General features: G+C 51.1%; 16 protein-coding genes. 11 read left to right on the plus strand and 5 right to left on the minus strand.

The genetic code is table 11. The features are described from left to right. The first annotated feature begins 155 nt into the window (after window positions 1-155). Window positions 156-1,157 (plus strand): patatin-like phospholipase family protein, encoded by a 1,002-nt coding sequence (locus IYN85_RS19230; protein ID WP_196160572.1) that lies wholly within the window; start codon window positions 156-158, stop codon window positions 1,155-1,157. 33 nt (window positions 1,158-1,190) lie between these two features. On the opposite strand, the gene IYN85_RS19235 is transcribed toward IYN85_RS19230, so the two are convergent. Together IYN85_RS19235 and IYN85_RS19240 are read right to left on the minus strand one after the other, a co-directional pair. Continuing rightward, window positions 1,191-2,198 carry an ABC transporter permease gene (locus IYN85_RS19235; RefSeq protein WP_196160573.1) on the minus strand — a complete coding sequence of 336 codons (1,008 nt, stop codon included), beginning with the start codon at window positions 2,196-2,198 and terminating at the stop codon, window positions 1,191-1,193. A 2-nt stretch (window positions 2,199-2,200) separates the two neighbouring features. After that, window positions 2,201-3,079 (minus strand): ABC transporter ATP-binding protein, encoded by an 879-nt coding sequence (locus IYN85_RS19240; RefSeq protein WP_196160574.1) that lies wholly within the window; start codon window positions 3,077-3,079, stop codon window positions 2,201-2,203. An 867-nt stretch (window positions 3,080-3,946) separates the two neighbouring features. On the opposite strand from IYN85_RS19240, the gene IYN85_RS26505 reads away from it, so the two are divergent. Genes IYN85_RS26505 through IYN85_RS19255 form a run of 3 tightly spaced genes read left to right on the plus strand, consistent with a single transcriptional unit; the run spans window position 3,947 to window position 5,638 of the window. Further along, window positions 3,947-4,636, plus strand: a complete 690-nt coding sequence (locus IYN85_RS26505; protein WP_196160575.1) for a DnaT-like ssDNA-binding domain-containing protein — start codon at window positions 3,947-3,949, stop codon at window positions 4,634-4,636. Further along, the gene (locus IYN85_RS19250) at window positions 4,533-5,324 is read left to right on the plus strand and encodes a replication protein P (protein WP_196160576.1); all 792 of its coding nucleotides are present in this window, start codon (window positions 4,533-4,535) and stop codon (window positions 5,322-5,324) included. Before IYN85_RS26505 ends, IYN85_RS19250 begins: the two co-directional genes overlap by 104 nt. An 11-nt stretch (window positions 5,325-5,335) precedes the next feature. After that, entirely contained in the window at window positions 5,336-5,638 is a 303-nt protein-coding gene (locus IYN85_RS19255; RefSeq protein WP_230390869.1) for a Dabb family protein, read from the plus strand. On the opposite strand, the gene IYN85_RS19260 is transcribed toward IYN85_RS19255, so the two are convergent. Beyond that, the gene (locus tag IYN85_RS19260; RefSeq protein WP_196160578.1) at window positions 5,632-6,774 is read right to left on the minus strand and encodes a hypothetical protein; all 1,143 of its coding nucleotides are present in this window, start codon (window positions 6,772-6,774) and stop codon (window positions 5,632-5,634) included. The genes IYN85_RS19255 and IYN85_RS19260 overlap by 7 nt on opposite strands. A gap of 303 nt (window positions 6,775-7,077) precedes the next feature. Further along, window positions 7,078-8,325: a malic enzyme-like NAD(P)-binding protein gene (locus IYN85_RS19265; RefSeq protein WP_196160579.1), complete on the minus strand. Its 1,248-nt coding sequence runs from the start codon at window positions 8,323-8,325 to the stop codon at window positions 7,078-7,080. Between the two features lie 245 nt (window positions 8,326-8,570). Here IYN85_RS19265 and IYN85_RS19270 point away from each other — a divergent pair, with 245 nt between their 5' ends. Then, window positions 8,571-9,098, plus strand: a complete 528-nt coding sequence (locus IYN85_RS19270) for a tetratricopeptide repeat protein (RefSeq protein WP_196160580.1) — start codon at window positions 8,571-8,573, stop codon at window positions 9,096-9,098. 70 nt (window positions 9,099-9,168) lie between these two features. Here IYN85_RS19270 and rpmE read toward each other — a convergent pair whose 3' ends face one another. After that, the gene (gene rpmE / locus IYN85_RS19275; protein ID WP_196160581.1) at window positions 9,169-9,384 is read right to left on the minus strand and encodes a 50S ribosomal protein L31; all 216 of its coding nucleotides are present in this window, start codon (window positions 9,382-9,384) and stop codon (window positions 9,169-9,171) included. Window positions 9,385-9,521: 137 nt separating this feature from the next. Here rpmE and IYN85_RS19280 point away from each other — a divergent pair, with 137 nt between their 5' ends. The 6 genes from IYN85_RS19280 to IYN85_RS19305 all read left to right on the plus strand — a co-directional run bounded on the left by IYN85_RS19280 (window position 9,522) and on the right by IYN85_RS19305 (window position 17,937). Continuing rightward, complete coding sequence (locus IYN85_RS19280) at window positions 9,522-11,714, plus strand: primosomal protein N' (protein ID WP_196160582.1); 2,193 nt, start codon at window positions 9,522-9,524, stop codon at window positions 11,712-11,714. Window positions 11,715-11,823: 109 nt separating this feature from the next. Further along, window positions 11,824-13,509 carry an arginine--tRNA ligase gene (gene argS / locus IYN85_RS19285; protein ID WP_196160583.1) on the plus strand — a complete coding sequence of 562 codons (1,686 nt, stop codon included), beginning with the start codon at window positions 11,824-11,826 and terminating at the stop codon, window positions 13,507-13,509. Window positions 13,510-13,521: 12 nt separating this feature from the next. Then, window positions 13,522-14,166, plus strand: a complete 645-nt coding sequence (locus IYN85_RS19290) for an SPOR domain-containing protein (RefSeq protein WP_196160584.1) — start codon at window positions 13,522-13,524, stop codon at window positions 14,164-14,166. Between the two features lie 174 nt (window positions 14,167-14,340). After that, window positions 14,341-14,859, plus strand: coding sequence for an ATP-dependent protease subunit HslV (gene hslV / locus IYN85_RS19295; protein WP_196160585.1), 519 nt, complete (start codon window positions 14,341-14,343; stop codon window positions 14,857-14,859). Window positions 14,860-14,908: 49 nt separating this feature from the next. Next, the gene (gene hslU, locus IYN85_RS19300) at window positions 14,909-16,231 is read left to right on the plus strand and encodes an ATP-dependent protease ATPase subunit HslU (protein WP_196160586.1); all 1,323 of its coding nucleotides are present in this window, start codon (window positions 14,909-14,911) and stop codon (window positions 16,229-16,231) included. A gap of 170 nt (window positions 16,232-16,401) precedes the next feature. After that, a complete protein-coding gene (locus IYN85_RS19305) occupies window positions 16,402-17,937 on the plus strand; it encodes an HD domain-containing phosphohydrolase (protein ID WP_196160587.1) in 1,536 nt (511 codons plus the stop codon). Window positions 17,938-17,940: the final 3 nt, after the last annotated feature.

A 17,940-nucleotide genomic window follows, 5' to 3' on the forward strand; every position in this document is an offset into this window, starting at 1 on the left:
GTTGCGGTTAACCTTTGCGAACCTAACATCGCCCCCACCTCGTAAAATCAATTCGCTCAACACGCGTCACGGCCACAATAATGTGTCGCTACGCACAGCAAAAGCCACAATTCAGAACTAAACTGACAACACAGACATTGCAAAAGGGATGATTCATGACGAAGACAGTGTCATTGGTGTTAGGCAGCGGCGGTGCTCGCGGTATGGCGCACATTGGTGTCATTCGCTGTCTTGAAGATCAGGGTTATGAAATTAAAAACATTGCCGGGGCCAGTATTGGGGCACTCGTGGGTGGCTTTTACGCAGCCGGACGATTGGATCGTCTGCAAAGCTGGGTATGCGCCCTGGAGCGACGGGATGTTTTACGCCTGCTCGACCTGAGTTTTACCGGCGGCGGGATCTTCAAAGGCGACAAACTCATGTACGCATTGAGTACGCTGGTCCGAGATCGCGTCATCGAAGACCTGCCCATCGAATTCACAGCAGTGGCGGTGGATCTAGATCGGCAAAAGGAGATTTGGTTGACCGACGGCAGTCTGTTTGAGGCCATCCGTGGCTCCATTGCCATTCCGTCAGTTTTCAAACCGCACAAATACCGTGACATGTGGCTGGTCGATGGCGGCGTATTAAACCCAGTGCCCGTATCAGCTGCCATGAAAACCGTGACGGATATGACCGTTGCAGTGAACCTGAATGCCAAACGTTCGCCTTTCAGTCCGCCCTTCGTACAGAGTGAAGCTCACGTACCGATGGATATCGCCTCACAGCGTGGCGTACACAAAGCCATCATGCGCTTTATTGACCGCTGGCGTTCAGAGGACGACATTGATATCACACAGACAAATCAATTCTCGACCCTGGAATTGCTCAACCGCAGTATCGAAACCATGCAGAATACGATTGCCCATATGAAGCTGGCTGCCAACATTCCCGATGTCCTGGTCGAAGTTCCATACGACTGTGGCGGGCTATTTGATTATCATCTGGCCGATGAAATTATCGAACGGGGCTACCAATTATGCCTGGAAGCGCTGAAGCGATACGAATACAGTGGGCACTCGGTTGAAGCTTCATTTGCCGACCATATCACTGAGGGAAAATCAGATATCGCAGCGTTAGCATCAGACAGCATCGAGGTAAAATCTGAAGCCGGATAACCTTCGTGGCGGTGCTCCTGATTCGCTTGCTGTTCAACGACTGTCCGGAGCCCAACTGAACAAAGACGCCCCGAGCGCCAGAAAAACTGCTGACATCAACACCAGAATCAATAAATGATCGCTGATATCAACCAACCCGGCACCGTCGAGCATGATTTCCCGCATGGCCTGAACCAGGTGAGTCAAGGGCAACAGTGCAGACAACTGATGCACAAAGTGCGGGGCACCTTCGAGCGGGAACCAGACTTCCGACAAGCCCATCATTGGCCAGGTGGCCATATTCAATAACCCGCCAGTAAACTCCTCACTGCGCAGACGCGCCGCCACCAATAACCCTAGACTGACCAACGCCAAGGCACCTAGTAACAGAGTTAACAGCAACAAGCCTAGATTTCCCAACATCATGGTGGCGAACAGGGCTCGGGCACCAAAAAACAAAATCATCACGATCAGCACAACCATCAAAATGCGTGACAGCAATTGCGCGCTGATGAATTCTAAAGCGGTTAACGGTGTAGCATGTAAGCGTTTCAATACACCGTTTTTGCGATAGCGAACAATGGCGTACCCAACGCCAAACAACGAGCTGAACATCACATTCATGCCCATAATGCCAGGCAGGACCCAGTCCACATAACGAATGGCTTTACCCCGAATCAGATTCCTTTGGAAATCCGGGTCTTTCGCCACCAGCAGTTGTTCAGCCATATAGCCATTGCTGCTTTCTTCATTCACCCAGTATTGACTCTGGTCGATATCGATCACCAAGTCGATCTGGTGACGCTCCAATCGTTGCAGTGCGCCGTCCAATTGCGCATAAGGTATAAACTGAATATGTTGCAAGCCCATGAAAACAGGCCGACTCAGGTAGGCATCCTGTTGGGCAATAACCCCCACTTTAAACATGGGTTGCGCCTGCCCGAAAACATAATAAAAACCGATCAATAACAGAAAAGGAAACAACAGGTTCCAGGTCAGCGTTGACCGGTCCCGGAAAAATTCTTTATTGCGGGCGTTAAATACCGCCAACATTCGTTTCATCGTCAACCCCGTAATTCGTGTCCGGTGAGTTTCAGGAAAAGATCATCAAGGTTGGCGTTTTTCACCTGCATACCCGTTAGAGGTATGCCCAACTCAATCAGCGACTGTAAGGTTTCATCTACCTTTTCAGTCATAATTTCCAGCTGATCATCCTTTTCGAAAAAAGGAATCGGAAGCGCCTGCCCAGCCACGTTTGTTTTAGGGAGCTGCACCAGTACGCCAGTGAAATGTTGCGCCAGCAATTGACCCGGTGCACCTCGGGCAATGATATGGCCTTTATCCATAATCGCGATGTCATCACAGAGGATCTGTGCTTCGTCCATGTAATGGGTCGTAAGCACAATGCTTTTGCCTTGCGCCTTGATAAGGTTGATCAAATCCCAGAAATTACGACGTGCCTGCGGGTCCAGACCAGTTGTCGGCTCGTCCAGGAAAATGAGATCTGGGTCATTCACCAAGGCTAACGCCAGCAAAAGCCGCTGCCGCTGACCGCCAGACAGCTTACGAGCATCCTGGTCACCAAATTCTGTCAACGCACAGAGTGTCATTAAATCCGCAACCGGTGTGGTACGGTCATACAGAGACGCAAACAGATGCAGGGTTTCTTCGACCTTCAGGTAGTCCTGCAAAGCGGTATTCTGAAACTGAATCCCGACTCGTTTAAACTGCTTTTTACTGGCCGGCTCACCAAACAGCAGCAGGCTACCGCTATCCGGTTTAACAATACCTTCAAGCATCTCAATGGTGGTTGTTTTACCAGCACCATTGGGACCCAGCAATCCAAAGCAGATACCCTGAGGCACCGTGAAAGTCAGGTTATCGACCGCCTTTACACGTCCGAAAGACTTGGTCAATGAAGTTACCTCTATTACATCGCTCATGCGCCGTTCTGTGCCATCCCAAAAACCGAGCCGCTTAGGCTAACCAAGGGCAGGCGAAGATACCAGTGCATTTCCACAAACCATGCAACTTAATCTGTGCCTCGTTTTTGGCTTATTTGTCCACGTTATTCTTTTCGACCGAATTGTATGCGCGCTGATAGCACAAATCAGCCTTGAAGAAATTATTCTCGAACAGCGATACAACCTCTGCACCAGTTTCAGCCTATGTTACACTGTCAGGCCGTTAAACATTCAGCGAAAGGCTAGTGTCCTGGGTCAGAAGTTCGTATAGTTTCAGAGCGTATGGGAAACGCTAGTACAAGGCGCTCTTTGAAGAGAATATCGAGATCTTTTCAAGAAGAGCAACGCCGTAGTAGTGTTTTCCATGAGCTCCCTTCGGGCGCGACATGCAAGCTCTCTAGCGTTGTTCTGTCTCTTGGCAATGGAACAACCATTGACTGCGAGACACGCCTAGCTATAGAACTTGAATGGCACGCTGAATTCATACGAACTTCTAACTCAGGACACTAGTGTCCTGGGTCAGAAGTTCGTATAGTTTCAGAGCGTTTGGGAAACGCTAGTACAAGGCGCTCTTTGAAGAGAATATCGAGATCTTTTCAAGAAGAGCAACGCCGTAGTAGTGCTTTCCATGAGCTCCCTTCGGGCGCGACATTCAAGCTCTCTAGCGTTGTTCTTTCTCTTGGCAATGGAACAACCATTGACTGCGAGACACGCCTAGCTATAGAACTTGAATGGCACGCTGAATTCAAACGAACTTCTAACTCAGGACACGAACAACTCTTGGAAAAAATGCTCACAGTTTCACCCATATTGGCTCAAACTCTAGGCTTGGAAGAGGCATTGCTTGTGCAGCTTCTACTAGAGATGCAATTGATGCAGGGTCAAACACAGGTCACCTTCAGTGAGCAGCACCGCCAACAGTTTCTGCCGTTCTGGAGCGTCAGCCAATTTGGCCTTGTATTAAAACGACTAAGCGCACAAGGGGTCATCGAGGTTCAGAATCAGAACCCATGGCTCATTCGTTGTGAGCTGCCCGATGCTGGCAATGTGCAACCTTTGGAAAAAAACGAACCGACATCCACTGTGAATTACCAACCGCCGCCACCCAAGGCTGAGCCAATTCCCGTGTACGCCATGAACGATGCCCGCAAGCGGAATCAGTTTGATGACGACCTGGCTTATTTAAAACCCAGTAGCCAAGCCAGCAAACAGAGAGCGCGCAAAACGCGCATGCACACCGATTGGGAACCTACCGAAGATTTTCCACAATTGTTATCGTTTCACGATATCCCGCTGCAGTTTGCCCTATCCGAGTTGGCAAAATTCCGGCAATATTATGCGGCAACGGATCGAACCGAAATCAGCTGGGACGTGCGTTTCCTGAATTGGGTACAACGCGCCTGGCATGACTCATTGAATTCAAAAGGCCGACATGACCGACAAACCGCGACAAATGGTGAGCCTGCAGACGCTTCTCGCACAAAGAGATCAAAAGTCCGGGACGCCCTCCGAAATATCCAGGACACTGACTGGTAACCGCGCCACACTTGATCACGATACAAAAGTACTGATCAATATGATTTTTGCGCGCTTCCATCACATCTACACCCATCGCTTCGAAAGTGCCTATGGTGATGAAACCACACTCAACCAGGCGAAACGCGAGTGGGCTTTGTCGTTGGCCAGTATTCCGGCTAATCTGGTGGAGATGGCTCTTGAGCGATGCAAGCGGGAACACGCCTGGCCGCCAACCATTGCGGAATTTCTGAAGCTTGTCCAGCCAGCCCCGGAAAGCCTGGGGCTACCGGATGTGGCCAGTGCGTATCAGGAAGCGTGCCGGCACAGCCATCGCCCGTCAGATCATCGATGGAGCCACCCGTGCGTGCAGATCGCCGCCCGCGAAGTCGGGTATTTTAACCTTCGTTCAGAATCTGAAAGGGTCTCCAGACCTGCCTTCCAGAGCGCCTATTTGTCGTTGATTGAGCGTTTGGCGGCCGGCGAAACCTTTACCATTGAGCAACCCGTGGCTCTGCCAGAGCCGGACTTCGGCGCGGAAGAAGCCTTAGTGGAACAACTTACATCGCTTGGGGTTGCACCTATTCAGGCACAACAGATCGCCTACTATCTGGAAAAACCCAAAGGCAGCAGTGTTCGCGATCGCTATCGACACCATGCATCGCAGCAGTTAAAGGCATTAAACGTTGAAATTGAGTTACCCGCCTGATGCTCAGACACATGTTACTGGTAAAGACAAAAGCCGATGTCAGCCCAGATGCTCTGGTCAAGGCGCGCCAGGCCTTTACCCAGGCACCGGATTTTTTTGACGGACTGATCAGCGTGGAATGGGGGTTTAATCACAGCCCGGAAGGGCTCAACCGTGATTTCGATCTGTGTATTCTGATGACATTTACGGATAAACAGGCCCGGGATGCATATTTACCACACCCAGACCATGACCGACTGAAAGGCGATTTTCTACCCATCATTGACGACATCATTGTCGTGGATTTCGACAGCGAAACGAGCGCGCCTTACTGAACTTCGCGCAGAAACCGAGCACTGGCGTAACCTGTTTCGCCTTCTACCTTAACCATCATCCACAAACCCGAAGCCTGCTGCGGATATGCCCAGACGCGTGCGCCAGTGGCTAACTTAATTACGACATCACTGTCGACTGTCGGCGACCGCCGCACATTGAGTATCGATGCAGACACTTCCATCAAAACCCGTTCAGACTCCGCTTCAGTCACTGACTGGGAAACTGCGGTTGCCGAAGGTTCTTGGTCAGGTTTTGGCGTTGCACTGTCAACTACTGATGCAGAAGTTACTGGCGCATTCACTTCGTCAACGACGGGTTGTGATTCGTTGCCAGAGTCTACGACGGTAACCGGAGGCTCAGTAGATCCGGCAATACTGTCCGGCTGCGTCTCGGGTTCTGTGTTCACGATAGTTGGCACACCATTATTACTCTCCAGCAGCAAACCGTCGTGTAACATGATGGGCACTGTGACCCGCCCCAACTGCAACGGACCAAAAACCAATCCTGCCACCAATAGCCCACCAAATACCGTTCCCAGCATAAAACCAATATAACCTGCCGGGCTGCGAGATTTGCGTTTGCCTTCTTTCACAACATTGATACGTTGTGTAGCCGTATGACCATACAGACGCCATTCAACCCGATCCAGATAACGAGGGTCTACCGGCAACAAAGGAGCCCGGTTTCTGTTTTCGTCTTCGTCGAGGTATTCTCGAAACACGGTCTCACCCAACCGGAGAATGGTCTCTTCGGGAATGGACAGAATTTGCCCGAGAATACGCAAGGCCAGCGGCACGTGAGTTGGTAACTCATGATCGACCAACAGCAAACGCCAGCAGGTTTCAACCAGAAAAGGAATTTGTTCCGTGGATAAGGTTTTGGCGATCCAATTCAGGGCATCGACATGCTCGTTGACGTCTTCTTCATCAAGGAACTGAGACCATCGCGACGACAAATCCGCATCCGCGTAGGGGAGAGCCTGCTGTAAGGTACGATCAATCTGCAGTTCACTGGCCGGATAGACAAATGCCAACCACTGCAATGCTAGGTGCACCGCAGCTTGAGTCGGATCTGGGTGAATTAACCAGAATGCCGTTTGTGGAATATCCTTAACGTGCTCTTTCGTCATCGTCATCTTTGCAGCTTGCTCAATGGCTGAATCTTACGATTGTCGCCTAACTTTGGGCTCGTGAACAGGCACCCTATCCGATTGCGAAATCCTACCACCGCAAAGCCGGTTACTTCGAGCCTGGAACACTGTTCCTGAGTAGCATAGACCACGAATTTACCATTTTCCTGCGTTTTTAGCGAAATTCGGGTATTTCATAACTCCGTTTTTGACAGACTGGACAGTCCTGAGAAAGCGCTGCATGGATCGATCAGACACAAAAAAGGCCACCACAATGGTGACCTTAAACAGAGCGAATTGTCCTGCTCTTTAAACTTTGTATTGTTCAGGCAATGCAATTCGCGCAACACCCGTGTCGACTGCCGCACGGGCCACGGCACCGGCAACGCGATTCAATAAACGCGGATCCAAAGGTTTAGGGATAATGTATTCCTTACCGAAAGCGAACGCTTCACCATCATAGGCGGCAACGACTTCCTCCAAAACCTCTTCTTTTGCCAAGTCTCGAATGGCATAAGCCGCTGCAAGTTTCATCTCTTCATTGATCTTGGTCGCACGCACATCCAACGCGCCACGGAAAATAAATGGGAAGCCCAATACATTATTTACCTGATTTGGGTAATCGGAGCGACCGGTGGCCATAATGACATCATCACGAGCCGCCAAAGCCAGTTCCGGGCTGATTTCCGGATCGGGATTTGAGCAGGCAAAGACAATGGGCTTGTCCGCCATCGATTTCAGCATATCCACAGACAACTGGTCCGGACCGGATAAGCCTAAGAAACAGTCTGCACCGACAATAGCTTCTTCCAGAGTTCGCGCGCGGGTGACGTCGTTGGCAAACTCTGCTTTATATTGGTTCACACCCTCGCGGCCGTTGAAGATTACGCCTTTACGATCCAGCATGACGATATTTTCTTTTTTCATGCCCGCGGCAACCAGCAATCGGGAACAGGAGATGGCAGCGGCACCCGCCCCCAGACAAACCAACTTAGCTTCGTCTACTTTCTTGCCCTGAACATCCAGTGCATTCAGCATACCGGCCACGGTCACGATGGCGGTACCGTGCTGATCGTCATGGAAAATGGGGATATTACAGGATTCAATGAGGCGGCGCTCAATTTCAAAACATTCTGGCGCTTTAATATCTTCCAGGTTAATGCCGCCAAAGGTTTCGGCAATCAATTCAACAGTACGTACAATCTCATTGATATCTGATGAGTCAACTTCTATGTCGATTGCATCAACATTGGCAAAGCGCTTGAACAACAGGGCTTTTCCTTCCATCACCGGCTTACTGGCCAAGCTACCGAGGTCACCCAATCCCAAAATGGCCGAGCCATTGGAAATCACCCCCACCAGATTACCTTTGATGGTGTATTTGAACGCATCTTCCGGATTTTCAGCGATAGCACGCACAGGAGCAGCGACACCCGGGCTGTAGGCTAATGACAGGTGGCGGGAAGTTTCAGCCGGGGTGGTTAATTCAATACTGAGTTTGCCGGGCTTAGGGTCGGCATGGTAAGCGAGTGCATCTTGCTTAAGAGTATCTGACATGGTGATTTCCAATTATTGTTATAGGAATGAAGTGCTCTGTAGCATAGCGCCGGAATTACCCTTACTCAACCAGTGGATATCGACATTTAGGCACTGCTGTGTTGCTTTTGCGACATAATGTCGAGGTTCTGAAAATAACATCTACTATTGTGTGGCTAATTCTCCGCTCTGGCGATGAATCCGATTTGCCCGAGACAACGAATATTCCTGTATTGGCAACACGGAGTAGGCAGCGGATGATCAGAATGTTTATGATCATAATCTTTCTGGCTGGTTTGAGCCTGCCATTGAATGCTGCGACGTTAGATCAGTTGTTCGATCAATTGAAAGCTGCCGAAACATCGACTCAGGCAGCCAATATTGAAGAAGACATCTGGCAGACCTGGCTACAAGGCCCGACAGATACCGCCACCGAGCAGCTAGCTTCGGCAGTGCGAGCGATGAATCAAGGAGAACTGACTCTCGCGCTGGTTCTGCTGGATGAGCTGATCGAAACCACACCAAAGTACGCAGAGGCCTGGAACAAGCGCGCCACATTGCACTATATAATGGGAAACTTTAGCCAATCCTTTGCTGACATTGAACAAACCATCGCACTGGAGCCCCGCCATTTTGGTGCTTGGTCCGGTTTGGGTCTTATGTTTGAGAAATTGGGTCAGATCGATGCGGCCATCAAAGCACATCAGGCGGTACTCGATATTTACCCTGCATCCCCGTTCAGCCGGATGAAAGTAGAAACATTAATGAAACAGCAACGACGCGATAGCATTTAAACCTTACTGACCATTCTGCGGGCACAAAAAAGCCCGGTAAACCGGGCTTTTAAGAGAATTCGTCGAGAGCTTACTTCTTAAGCGTACGAGCACCGAAACGAGTTTTGAACTTATCGATTCGACCACCAGCATCAACAGTCTTCTGCTTACCAGTATAGAACGGGTGGCACGCAGAACATACGTCCAAGTGCATTTCGCCAGCACGGGTAGATTTAGTCTTGATCACATTACCGCAAGAACAGGTCGCAGTAAGTTCTTCATACTTAGGATGGATATCAGCTTGCATAGTCATTACCTCAAGTCACGCCGCTACCAGATCTTGTGTCTGGCACCGCGCTTTGACGGAACATTCACTTTGAGGGCACAATAGGCGTTCACTGGCCCCCAAAAATTGGGAGCGCAATAATACCAGAGTCCAACCAATTGACAAGCCTGTTTAACGACACCGTTCATCGAATTCAAGTTGCTGTGCCCGGCCCGTTTAGCGGCCCCCTAAGCTATATCTGTCACAGTCCTGTGCCGGCGGGGACCCGGGTGAGGGTGCCATTGGGATCTCGAACCCTGGTTGGTCTGGTTGTGGATGAACCCGCAGATGCGGATCTGAACTCGGAAAAACTGAAACCCATCGCACAAGTACTCGACGATCATCCGCAACTCAGTAGTGACATTCTGAGCCTGGCCAACTGGATGAGCCGCTACTATTTACATGAATACAGCAGCAGTTTCTTGCTGGCTTTGCCTGGTTTGCTGCGCAAGGGCGACATGGCCCAACTGCCCGCAGAAACATGGATCCAACTCACCGTACAGGGAGAAGCCGTTGACCCACTTCAGCTGAAACGTTCGATAAAGCAGCAACAGTTGATGACGCAATTGCAGATTCTGAAAACGGCATCACTGACGCATATTAAGCAATTAGGCTATGGGTCAGCTGAGTTGGCCGCGTTAGAAAAGAAGCAGCTCATCAAGCGCAGAGACCAACGAAATGAACAATCCTTAACGCCGAGCGGAGAACTGGTTGAGCCTGCGTTGACCCTCAACGACGAACAAAGGATCGCTCTACAGCAAGTTTCGCAGAACCAGTTTGCTCCGTTTTTACTGGAAGGCGTGACCGGCAGCGGAAAAACTGAAATTTATTTGCAGGCCATTGAACATTGTCTGCGTAAAGGTCAACGAGCGCTGGTTTTGGTACCGGAAATCGGTTTAACCCCTCAAACATTGGCGAGATTTCAGCGCCGCTTTAAAGATGAACTGGTCGCTTTGCATTCCGGTCTGTCCGATAAACAGCGCTTACAGGCTTGGTTAAGAGCCAGACTGGGACAGGCTGCTATTGTCATTGGCACCCGCTCAGCTGTCTTAACGCCAATTCCAAACCTAGGACTGATCGTAGTCGATGAAGAACATGATCTTTCCTATAAACAGCAGGATACCCTGCGTTACCAAGCCCGGGATGTTGCCCTGAAACGGGCGCAGCTGAACAACATCCCGATTCTGCTCGGCTCAGCGACCCCATCACTGGAAACGCTTCACAATGCTATTTCCGGGCGATTCGGCCACCTGCAACTGAAAGCTCGTGCCGCAGGGCAAGAGATGCCAACCGTGGAAACCATTGACATGCGCAAACAGCGTCATCGTCACGGCTTATCGGAACGGCTACTTTTGCGAATAAAGCAACATCTAGATGATAACAATCAGGTCTTGGTGTTTCTGAACCGGCGCGGTTATGCCCCCTCCTGGTATTGCGATGATTGCGGCTGGATTGCCGACTGCGTGTTTTGCGATGCTCATCTCACTCATCACCGACAACAGTTTGCCAACATCTGTCACCACTGTGGCCACCGTGAGGTGCCGGTCAGACAATGCCCGAACTGCCAAAGCCAGCGGATTGCAGCGATGGGGACCGGCACTGAGCGTGCTGAAGAAATGTTGGTCGACCTGTTTCCGGGCATTCCGGTTATCCGTTTCGACCGAGATGCCGCCAGTACTCGGCTGAAATTCGAGAAACAGCTACAAAAGACCGAAGATCAGGGTGCCGCACTCATTCTGGGTACTCAGATGCTGGCCAAAGGCCATCACTTTGAGCGGGTCACGTTGGTCTGCATCTGGGATATAGATGTTGGCCTGTTCAGTGCCGACCTGCGCGCCCGTGAGCGCATGGGTCAACTGCTCACGCAGGTAGCGGGGCGTTCTGGTCGCGGAGAATTACGTGGTGAAGTTCTTATTCAAACTCACTACCCGGAAAATCCGTTGTTTACCCCTTTACTGCGTCACGACTATCGGAGTTTTGCTGCAGACTTGCTGCAAGAGCGCAAGAAAACGGGTCTGCCTCCGTTTGGTTTCATTGCCGTCATCCGTTGCGACAGCGCCTTTGCCGAACGCGCGGAACAGCTGCTACAGGAAATGGCCTCTTACCTGATGCAGACCGGCAAAGTGCGGGTGCTGGGTCCGCTGCCGGCGCTGCTGTCAAGGCGCGCAGGCAAGCATCGCTTCATGCTGATTGTTCAGGCAAGCAAACGCAGTTTGCTGCATGAAACCTTAACGCCATTGCATCAACACTACCCACGTGACGCCAAGCAGGTTAGCTGGCATATCGATATAGATCCCGCCGACCTGGCCTAATCCACTAATCACCTGCGCCCGGAGGGCAGTACAGTGGCTAATTGTCGGTAAAATATGGATAATGCCGCCTTTCTTACATCATATTTCCCGTTCCGGAGACATCGTTTTCATGAAGCAGCAAATTGCACACTTGCTCGAAGCCGCCGCCAACCAATTAAAAGCAGAGGGATTTATCCCGACCGAGCACGCAATCCGCGTTATGGTCGACAATACCCGCGATAAATCGCACGGCGATCTTGCAAGCAATTTAGCCCTGACGTTAGCGAAACCTTGTCAATCCAACCCTCGTGCCGTAGCCGAAAAACTCATCGCCGCGCTGCCCGACAATGACGTGGTCAGCAAAGTCGAAATCGCCGGTCCCGGTTTTATTAATTTTTATCTGGCAGGTGAGTCGAGCGCTGAAATCGTCGCAGACATTCTCTCCGCCGGTTCACAATTTGGTACCAACAATTCCGGTGAAAGAAAAAAAGTTCAGGTCGAGTTTGTCTCCGCCAACCCAACCGGACCGCTGCACGTAGGTCATGGCCGTAATGCGGCGCTCGGCGATTCCCTGTGTCGTCTGCTAAGCGCCAATGGTTGGCAGCCCACACGAGAATTTTATTACAACGACGCTGGCGCCCAGATCAACAACCTCGCGGTGTCCGTGCAATCCCGGATACAGGGCTTGACCCCCGATGACGAAAGCTGGCCAGCTGATGGCTACCGCGGTGAATACATCATCGAACTGGCCAAGGCTTATATGGCCGGCGAAACCGTTCGCGCTGATGACCGGGAAGTGACGGCCGCGGCTGATGCGGAAGACTTCGACGCCATTCGCGAATTTGCCATTGCTTACTTGCGCCATGAGCAGGATCTTGATCTGAAAGCGTTCGACGTACATTTCGATGTTTACTTTCTCGAATCCAGCCTGTATTCCGACGGTTTGGTCGACGCCACCGTGAAACAGCTGGTCGAAAACGGTTACACCTATGAAGACGGCGGTGCAATGTGGCTGAAAACCACCGAATTCGGCGATGATAAAGACCGTGTCATGCGTAAAAAAGACGGTGGCTACACCTATTTCCTGCCGGACGTGGCCTATCACAAGAACAAATTCGAGCGCGGCTTTGACCGGGTCATTAATGTTCAGGGCTCGGACCACCACAGCACCGTTACCCGAGTGCGCGCGGGTTTGCAGGCCCTCAAAGAAGGCATTCCTGAAGGCTTCCCAGACTATTCGCTGTACCAGATGATTCGTGTCATGCGCGATGGCGAAGAAGTCAAAATATCCAAGCGTGCCGGTTCTTACGTCACGATGCGTGAACTGATTGAAGAAGCCGGACGCGACGCGACCCGCTATTTCCTGATTTCCCGTCGGGCTGACGCGCAGATCGTTTTCGATATCGATCTGGCAACTTCAAAGAGCAATGAGAACCCGGTGTACTACATTCAGTACGCGCACGCTCGGGTATTCGGCGTACTCGCCAAGGTGGCCGAACAGGGTCTCAGTTTCAATACCGAGGCTGGGCTGGCCGCGCTGGGTAAACTCGATCTGGATGCTGAGCGTGAATTGATGACGCAACTGCGCCGCTACCCGGATACCGTGAAAGCCGCCGCGGACAATCTGGAACCTGCCATGATTGCAACGTATTTGAAAGACCTGGCGGGTCTGTTCCACAGTTATTACAACAGCAATAAAATGCTGGTAGACGAGGAAGACGTACGCAACGCCCGTTTGGTGTTGTCTAAGGCTGTCGCCCAGGTTCTCGCGAATGGTCTGGCGTTACTGGGTGTTTCAGCACCGGAAACCATGTAAACGGAAATTACCATGTCACGAGATTTTGCTCATAAACCACGTCAACCGGAAGGTAGCCACATCCCTCGCTGGGTGTGGTATTTCACCTCGGTGGTGGCCATCGGTTTTGTTGGTTTCCTCTATTACCTGAGTCAGGTGCCAGGCGAAACGGGAGGGGCTGAAGCCGTTCGGGAACAACTGAGTATTGCGTTGACGGAATCCACGCCGAAAACCACAGCGCCTAAGGTCGAACCAGAGCAACACGAGACTATTGAAGACCTGAAAGCCAAAGCCGAAACCATGAAGAAAGCGTTCGAGTTTTATGAACTGCTGGAAAACGATGAAGTTTCTGTAGATCTGCCCGGTGACAAACCGGTTTCGACGACGTCCGGCACAACGTCATCAACCGTTTCCGGACAACCCAGTACGACAACCAGCAAAGCCAATAGCTGGATTATTCAAGTCGCGTCGTTCAGTAATGTCGCCGATGCGGATAAGGTACGGGCCCAATTGATCCTGAATGGTTTACCCAATACAGAGATCGTCTCGGTCGATGTCGCTGGCAAAGGAACCTATCACCGCGTCATGGTGGGGCCGTTTGAACACCGTCCCAGTTTGAACAAGGCGCAGGATATTCTGGCGGAACTGAACTACAAGCCGCTGGTAAAAGCCCAGTAATTTGCCCAGACGAATCCTAAAAAGGCCTGCCTGTTGCAGGCCTTTTTTATGTGTTTCGTTTGGCGCCCAGAAGCGTCGATCACTATTTACTGACTTTCGGCACGGCCGGCACTCTTGCATTTCCTTTGCCAAACCCCACATAACTTGCTGAACTCATTTACAGGCAAGTCAACTATGACAACTATTGTTGCGGTCCGCCGCGATAACCAGGTCGTCGTTGCCGGCGACGGACAAGTCTCACTCGGTAACACCGTCATGAAAGGTAACGCGCGTAAAGTCCGTCGACTTTATCATGACAAAGTTATCGCAGGTTTCGCCGGCGGTACCGCAGATGCATTTACGCTTTTTGAAAAATTCGAATCTCATTTACAGCAACACAGCGGGCACCTCACCCGATCCGCCGTCGAATTGGCGAAAGAGTGGCGCACGGACAGAGCTTTGCGTCGTCTGGAAGCTATGCTGATCGTCGCCGACAGCGAAACCTCCCTATTGATCTCCGGAACCGGCGATGTCGTAGAACCCGAACACGGCGTGGTCGCAATTGGTTCCGGTGGTAACTATGCATTCGCCGCTGCCCGGGCGCTATTCGAAAACACCGAATTGGACGCAAGAACAATCGCCGAAAAATCACTGGAACTGGCCGCTGACATTTGCGTGTTCACCAACCATAACGCGGTGATTGAAACCCTTTAAGGAAAACGCAGCAGGCGTTTTCCATACTTAATTTGTAACGAGGTTTTATATGTCAACCATGACGCCACGTGAAATCGTGCATGAATTGGACAAATTTATTATTGGTCAGGATGAGGCCAAGCGTGCGGTCGCCATCGCGCTGCGTAACCGCTGGCGCCGTATGCAGCTTGACGAACGTATGCGTGATGAAATCACGCCAAAGAATATTCTGATGATCGGCCCCACGGGTGTCGGTAAAACCGAAATCGCCCGGCGATTGGCCAAGTTGGCTAATGCGCCCTTTATTAAGGTGGAAGCCACCAAGTTTACGGAAGTAGGCTATGTTGGACGAGATGTTGAGTCTATTGTCCGTGATCTGGTGGAAACGGGCATTAAACTGTTCCGCGAACACGAAATGAACGCCGTTCGGCCGCGCGCAGAGGACGCCGCCGAAGACCGAATTCTGGACATATTACTGCCTCAGGCCAGAGGTGGTGACGAAACCACAGAATCCAACTCATCTACCCGCCAGGTTTTCCGTAAGAAACTGCGCCAAGGTGAACTGGATGACAAAGAAATTGAAATTCAGGTTGCCGAACCCAAGGTCGGCGTTGAAATCATGGCGCCTCCTGGTATGGAAGAAATGACCAGCCAGTTGCAGAGCATGTTTTCCAATATGGGCAATCAGAAAACGAAAAAGCGTAAGGTCAAAATCAAGGAAGCATTGAAACTACTGGCAGACGAAGAAGCCGCGCATATGGTCAACGAAGATGAGCTCAAGCAACGCGCCCTGCAAGCGGTGGAGCAAAACGGCATCGTCTTCATCGATGAGATTGATAAAATTGCGAAAAATGACAACCGCGGTGGTGGTGATGTCAGTCGCGAAGGCGTGCAGCGGGATCTGCTACCGCTCATTGAAGGCAGTACGGTCAGCACCAAATATGGCATGATCAAAACCGACCACATACTGTTTATCGGCAGTGGCGCGTTTCATTTCTCAAAACCCAGTGATCTGATTCCGGAATTACAGGGTCGGCTGCCCATTCGGGTAAATCTCAACGCTCTGACGCCGAACGACTTCAAGCGAATCTTAACCGAGCCCGACTACAGCATTACCGAACAGTATAAAGCGCTGATGCAGGCCGAAGAACTGAACGTTGAGTTCACCGAGGATGCCATTGAAGCCATCGCTAATACGGCCTATCACGTCAACGAAAGCACAGAGAACATTGGCGCGCGGCGCTTGCACACCATCATGGAGCGGCTGTTCGAGGAGATTTCCTACAGCGCCAGTGAACGCAGTGGCGAAAAGCAAATGATTGACGCCGCCTACGTCGAGAAATCGCTCGGTGCACTCGCTCAAAATGAAGACCTGAGTCGCTTCATATTGTAACGAACTCACACGTCAAACACCTTTAAGCCTACATATGTGGGCTTTCTTCTACTGAATCCCTGTATGTCAACCCGAACTAGCTCGGTCAACCTGGCTTCAGAAGACAAATAACTGGAAAACGCGCGGGTCTGTGCCATAGTTTAACTCTGACAAACTAGGCAGAAGTATTCATGACCGATTTCCTCTTCAACGAAGAAGAACCGACTCCCAAAGCGGCCAGCATGGAGCCGCAAGAGCCCTGGCACGTGTTAGTTGTCGATGATGAACCCAGTGTCCATGATGTTACCCGTCTGACCCTGAATCGTCTGGAAGTGTTTGACCAGCCACTTAAAATTCACTCAGCTTACACGGCAGCCGAAGCCAAGAAACTGCTAACCGAAGGCGAAACCACTTTTTGCATGGCGTTTGTCGATGTTGTGATGGAAACGCAGAACGCAGGACTTGAGCTCGTCGAATGGATACGCAATACCCATAACAACAATGAAATACGGCTGATTTTGCGCACAGGTCAAGCGGGTATGGCGCCGGAATCCGAAGTCATCCGCAAGTATGACATCAATGACTATCGATCAAAGACCGATCTGACCGCACAGAGCCTGGCAACCTGCGTGTTTAACGCAGTTCGTGGGTACCGCGACATCACCACCATTGCGCGTAGCTTGAGTGCCTTCCGTAAATTGATCGACACATCGGCCAGCCTGCTCAAAGAAGACAATTTAAATGAACTGGCCTCATCGACGTTTAAAGGGCTGCTGAGCATCCTTAATATGGATAGCTCATCACTCTATATCACCCGCCGGCAGAAGAACTTTTTTTCTGACATCGACGAAAAGGTTATCGCCTGCAGCGGTCAGTTTGCCCAGTCAGAAATGACAGACTTGGATCAGGTCCCCGACGCGGTTCGCCAGAAAATTGAGCTGGCGTTTACCAACAGAAGCACGATAGTCACCGACGTTGACTTTGCCGGTTATTTTGCGACCGGGAAAGACTCCGGTTCGGTTTTGTATGTGGAATTTAACGATGATCCCACCCATTTCCGCGCCAACATTGTCGAAATATTCGCCACTCAGGCGGTGCTAATTTTTGAAAACCTGTCTCGCCAGATTCAACTGGAAACCAGCCAAAAGGAATTGATGTACATTGTCGGAGACGCCATCGAAGCGCGCAGTCTGGAAACCGGCAGTCACGTAAAGCGGGTTGCCATGTTGTGTGAATTCTTTGCCCGTAAACTGAATCAACCCAGTGAATTTATCAGCGCAATCAAGATCGCTGCGCCGCTACACGACATCGGTAAAATCGCCATTCCGGAAACCATCTTACACAAGCCCGGGAAATTGGATGCCGACGAATGGGAGATCATGAAAACCCACGCCGCAGCTGGTGGCACCATCTTAGAAAAATCGAATTTACCCGTTGCCCGCCTTGGCGCCAGGTTGGCGCGTTGGCACCATGAAAACTGGGATGGCAGTGGCTATCCGGACGGTTTAAAAGGCACCGACATTCCATTGGAAGCCCGGATTATGGCAATAGCCGACGTATTCGATGCGCTAGGCGCCAAGCGTAGCTACAAGGCGCCCTGGCCTGACCACGAAATTTTGGCATTTATCGAACAGGAACGCGGCAAGAAATTTGACCCAGAGCTGGTTACCGTTCTTGTCGATTCATTTGATGAATTGGTGGCATTGAGAAACCAAGTTCCTGACTGAGGC

The organism is Reinekea sp. G2M2-21 (assembly GCF_015687175.1).
Taxonomy (GTDB): Bacteria; Pseudomonadota; Gammaproteobacteria; order Pseudomonadales; family Natronospirillaceae; genus Reinekea.

Coding starts and splice junctions, on each gene's coding strand:
- hslV (WP_196160585.1), top strand. CDS start 14,341: ATGACAACTATTGTTGCGGTCCGCCGCGATAACCAGGTCGTCGTTGCC.
- IYN85_RS19255 (WP_230390869.1), top strand. CDS start 5,336: ATGTTACTGGTAAAGACAAAAGCCGATGTCAGCCCAGATGCTCTGGTC.
- IYN85_RS19235 (WP_196160573.1), bottom strand. CDS start 2,198: ATGAAACGAATGTTGGCGGTATTTAACGCCCGCAATAAAGAATTTTTC.
- IYN85_RS19260 (WP_196160578.1), bottom strand. CDS start 6,774: ATGACGATGACGAAAGAGCACGTTAAGGATATTCCACAAACGGCATTC.
- hslU (WP_196160586.1), top strand. CDS start 14,909: ATGTCAACCATGACGCCACGTGAAATCGTGCATGAATTGGACAAATTT.
- IYN85_RS19290 (WP_196160584.1), top strand. CDS start 13,522: ATGTCACGAGATTTTGCTCATAAACCACGTCAACCGGAAGGTAGCCAC.
- IYN85_RS19230 (WP_196160572.1), top strand. CDS start 156: ATGACGAAGACAGTGTCATTGGTGTTAGGCAGCGGCGGTGCTCGCGGT.
- rpmE (WP_196160581.1), bottom strand. CDS start 9,384: ATGCAAGCTGATATCCATCCTAAGTATGAAGAACTTACTGCGACCTGT.
- IYN85_RS19250 (WP_196160576.1), top strand. CDS start 4,533: ATGACCGACAAACCGCGACAAATGGTGAGCCTGCAGACGCTTCTCGCA.
- IYN85_RS19240 (WP_196160574.1), bottom strand. CDS start 3,079: ATGAGCGATGTAATAGAGGTAACTTCATTGACCAAGTCTTTCGGACGT.
- IYN85_RS19305 (WP_196160587.1), top strand. CDS start 16,402: ATGACCGATTTCCTCTTCAACGAAGAAGAACCGACTCCCAAAGCGGCC.
- argS (WP_196160583.1), top strand. CDS start 11,824: ATGAAGCAGCAAATTGCACACTTGCTCGAAGCCGCCGCCAACCAATTA.
- IYN85_RS19265 (WP_196160579.1), bottom strand. CDS start 8,325: ATGTCAGATACTCTTAAGCAAGATGCACTCGCTTACCATGCCGACCCT.
- IYN85_RS19270 (WP_196160580.1), top strand. CDS start 8,571: ATGTTTATGATCATAATCTTTCTGGCTGGTTTGAGCCTGCCATTGAAT.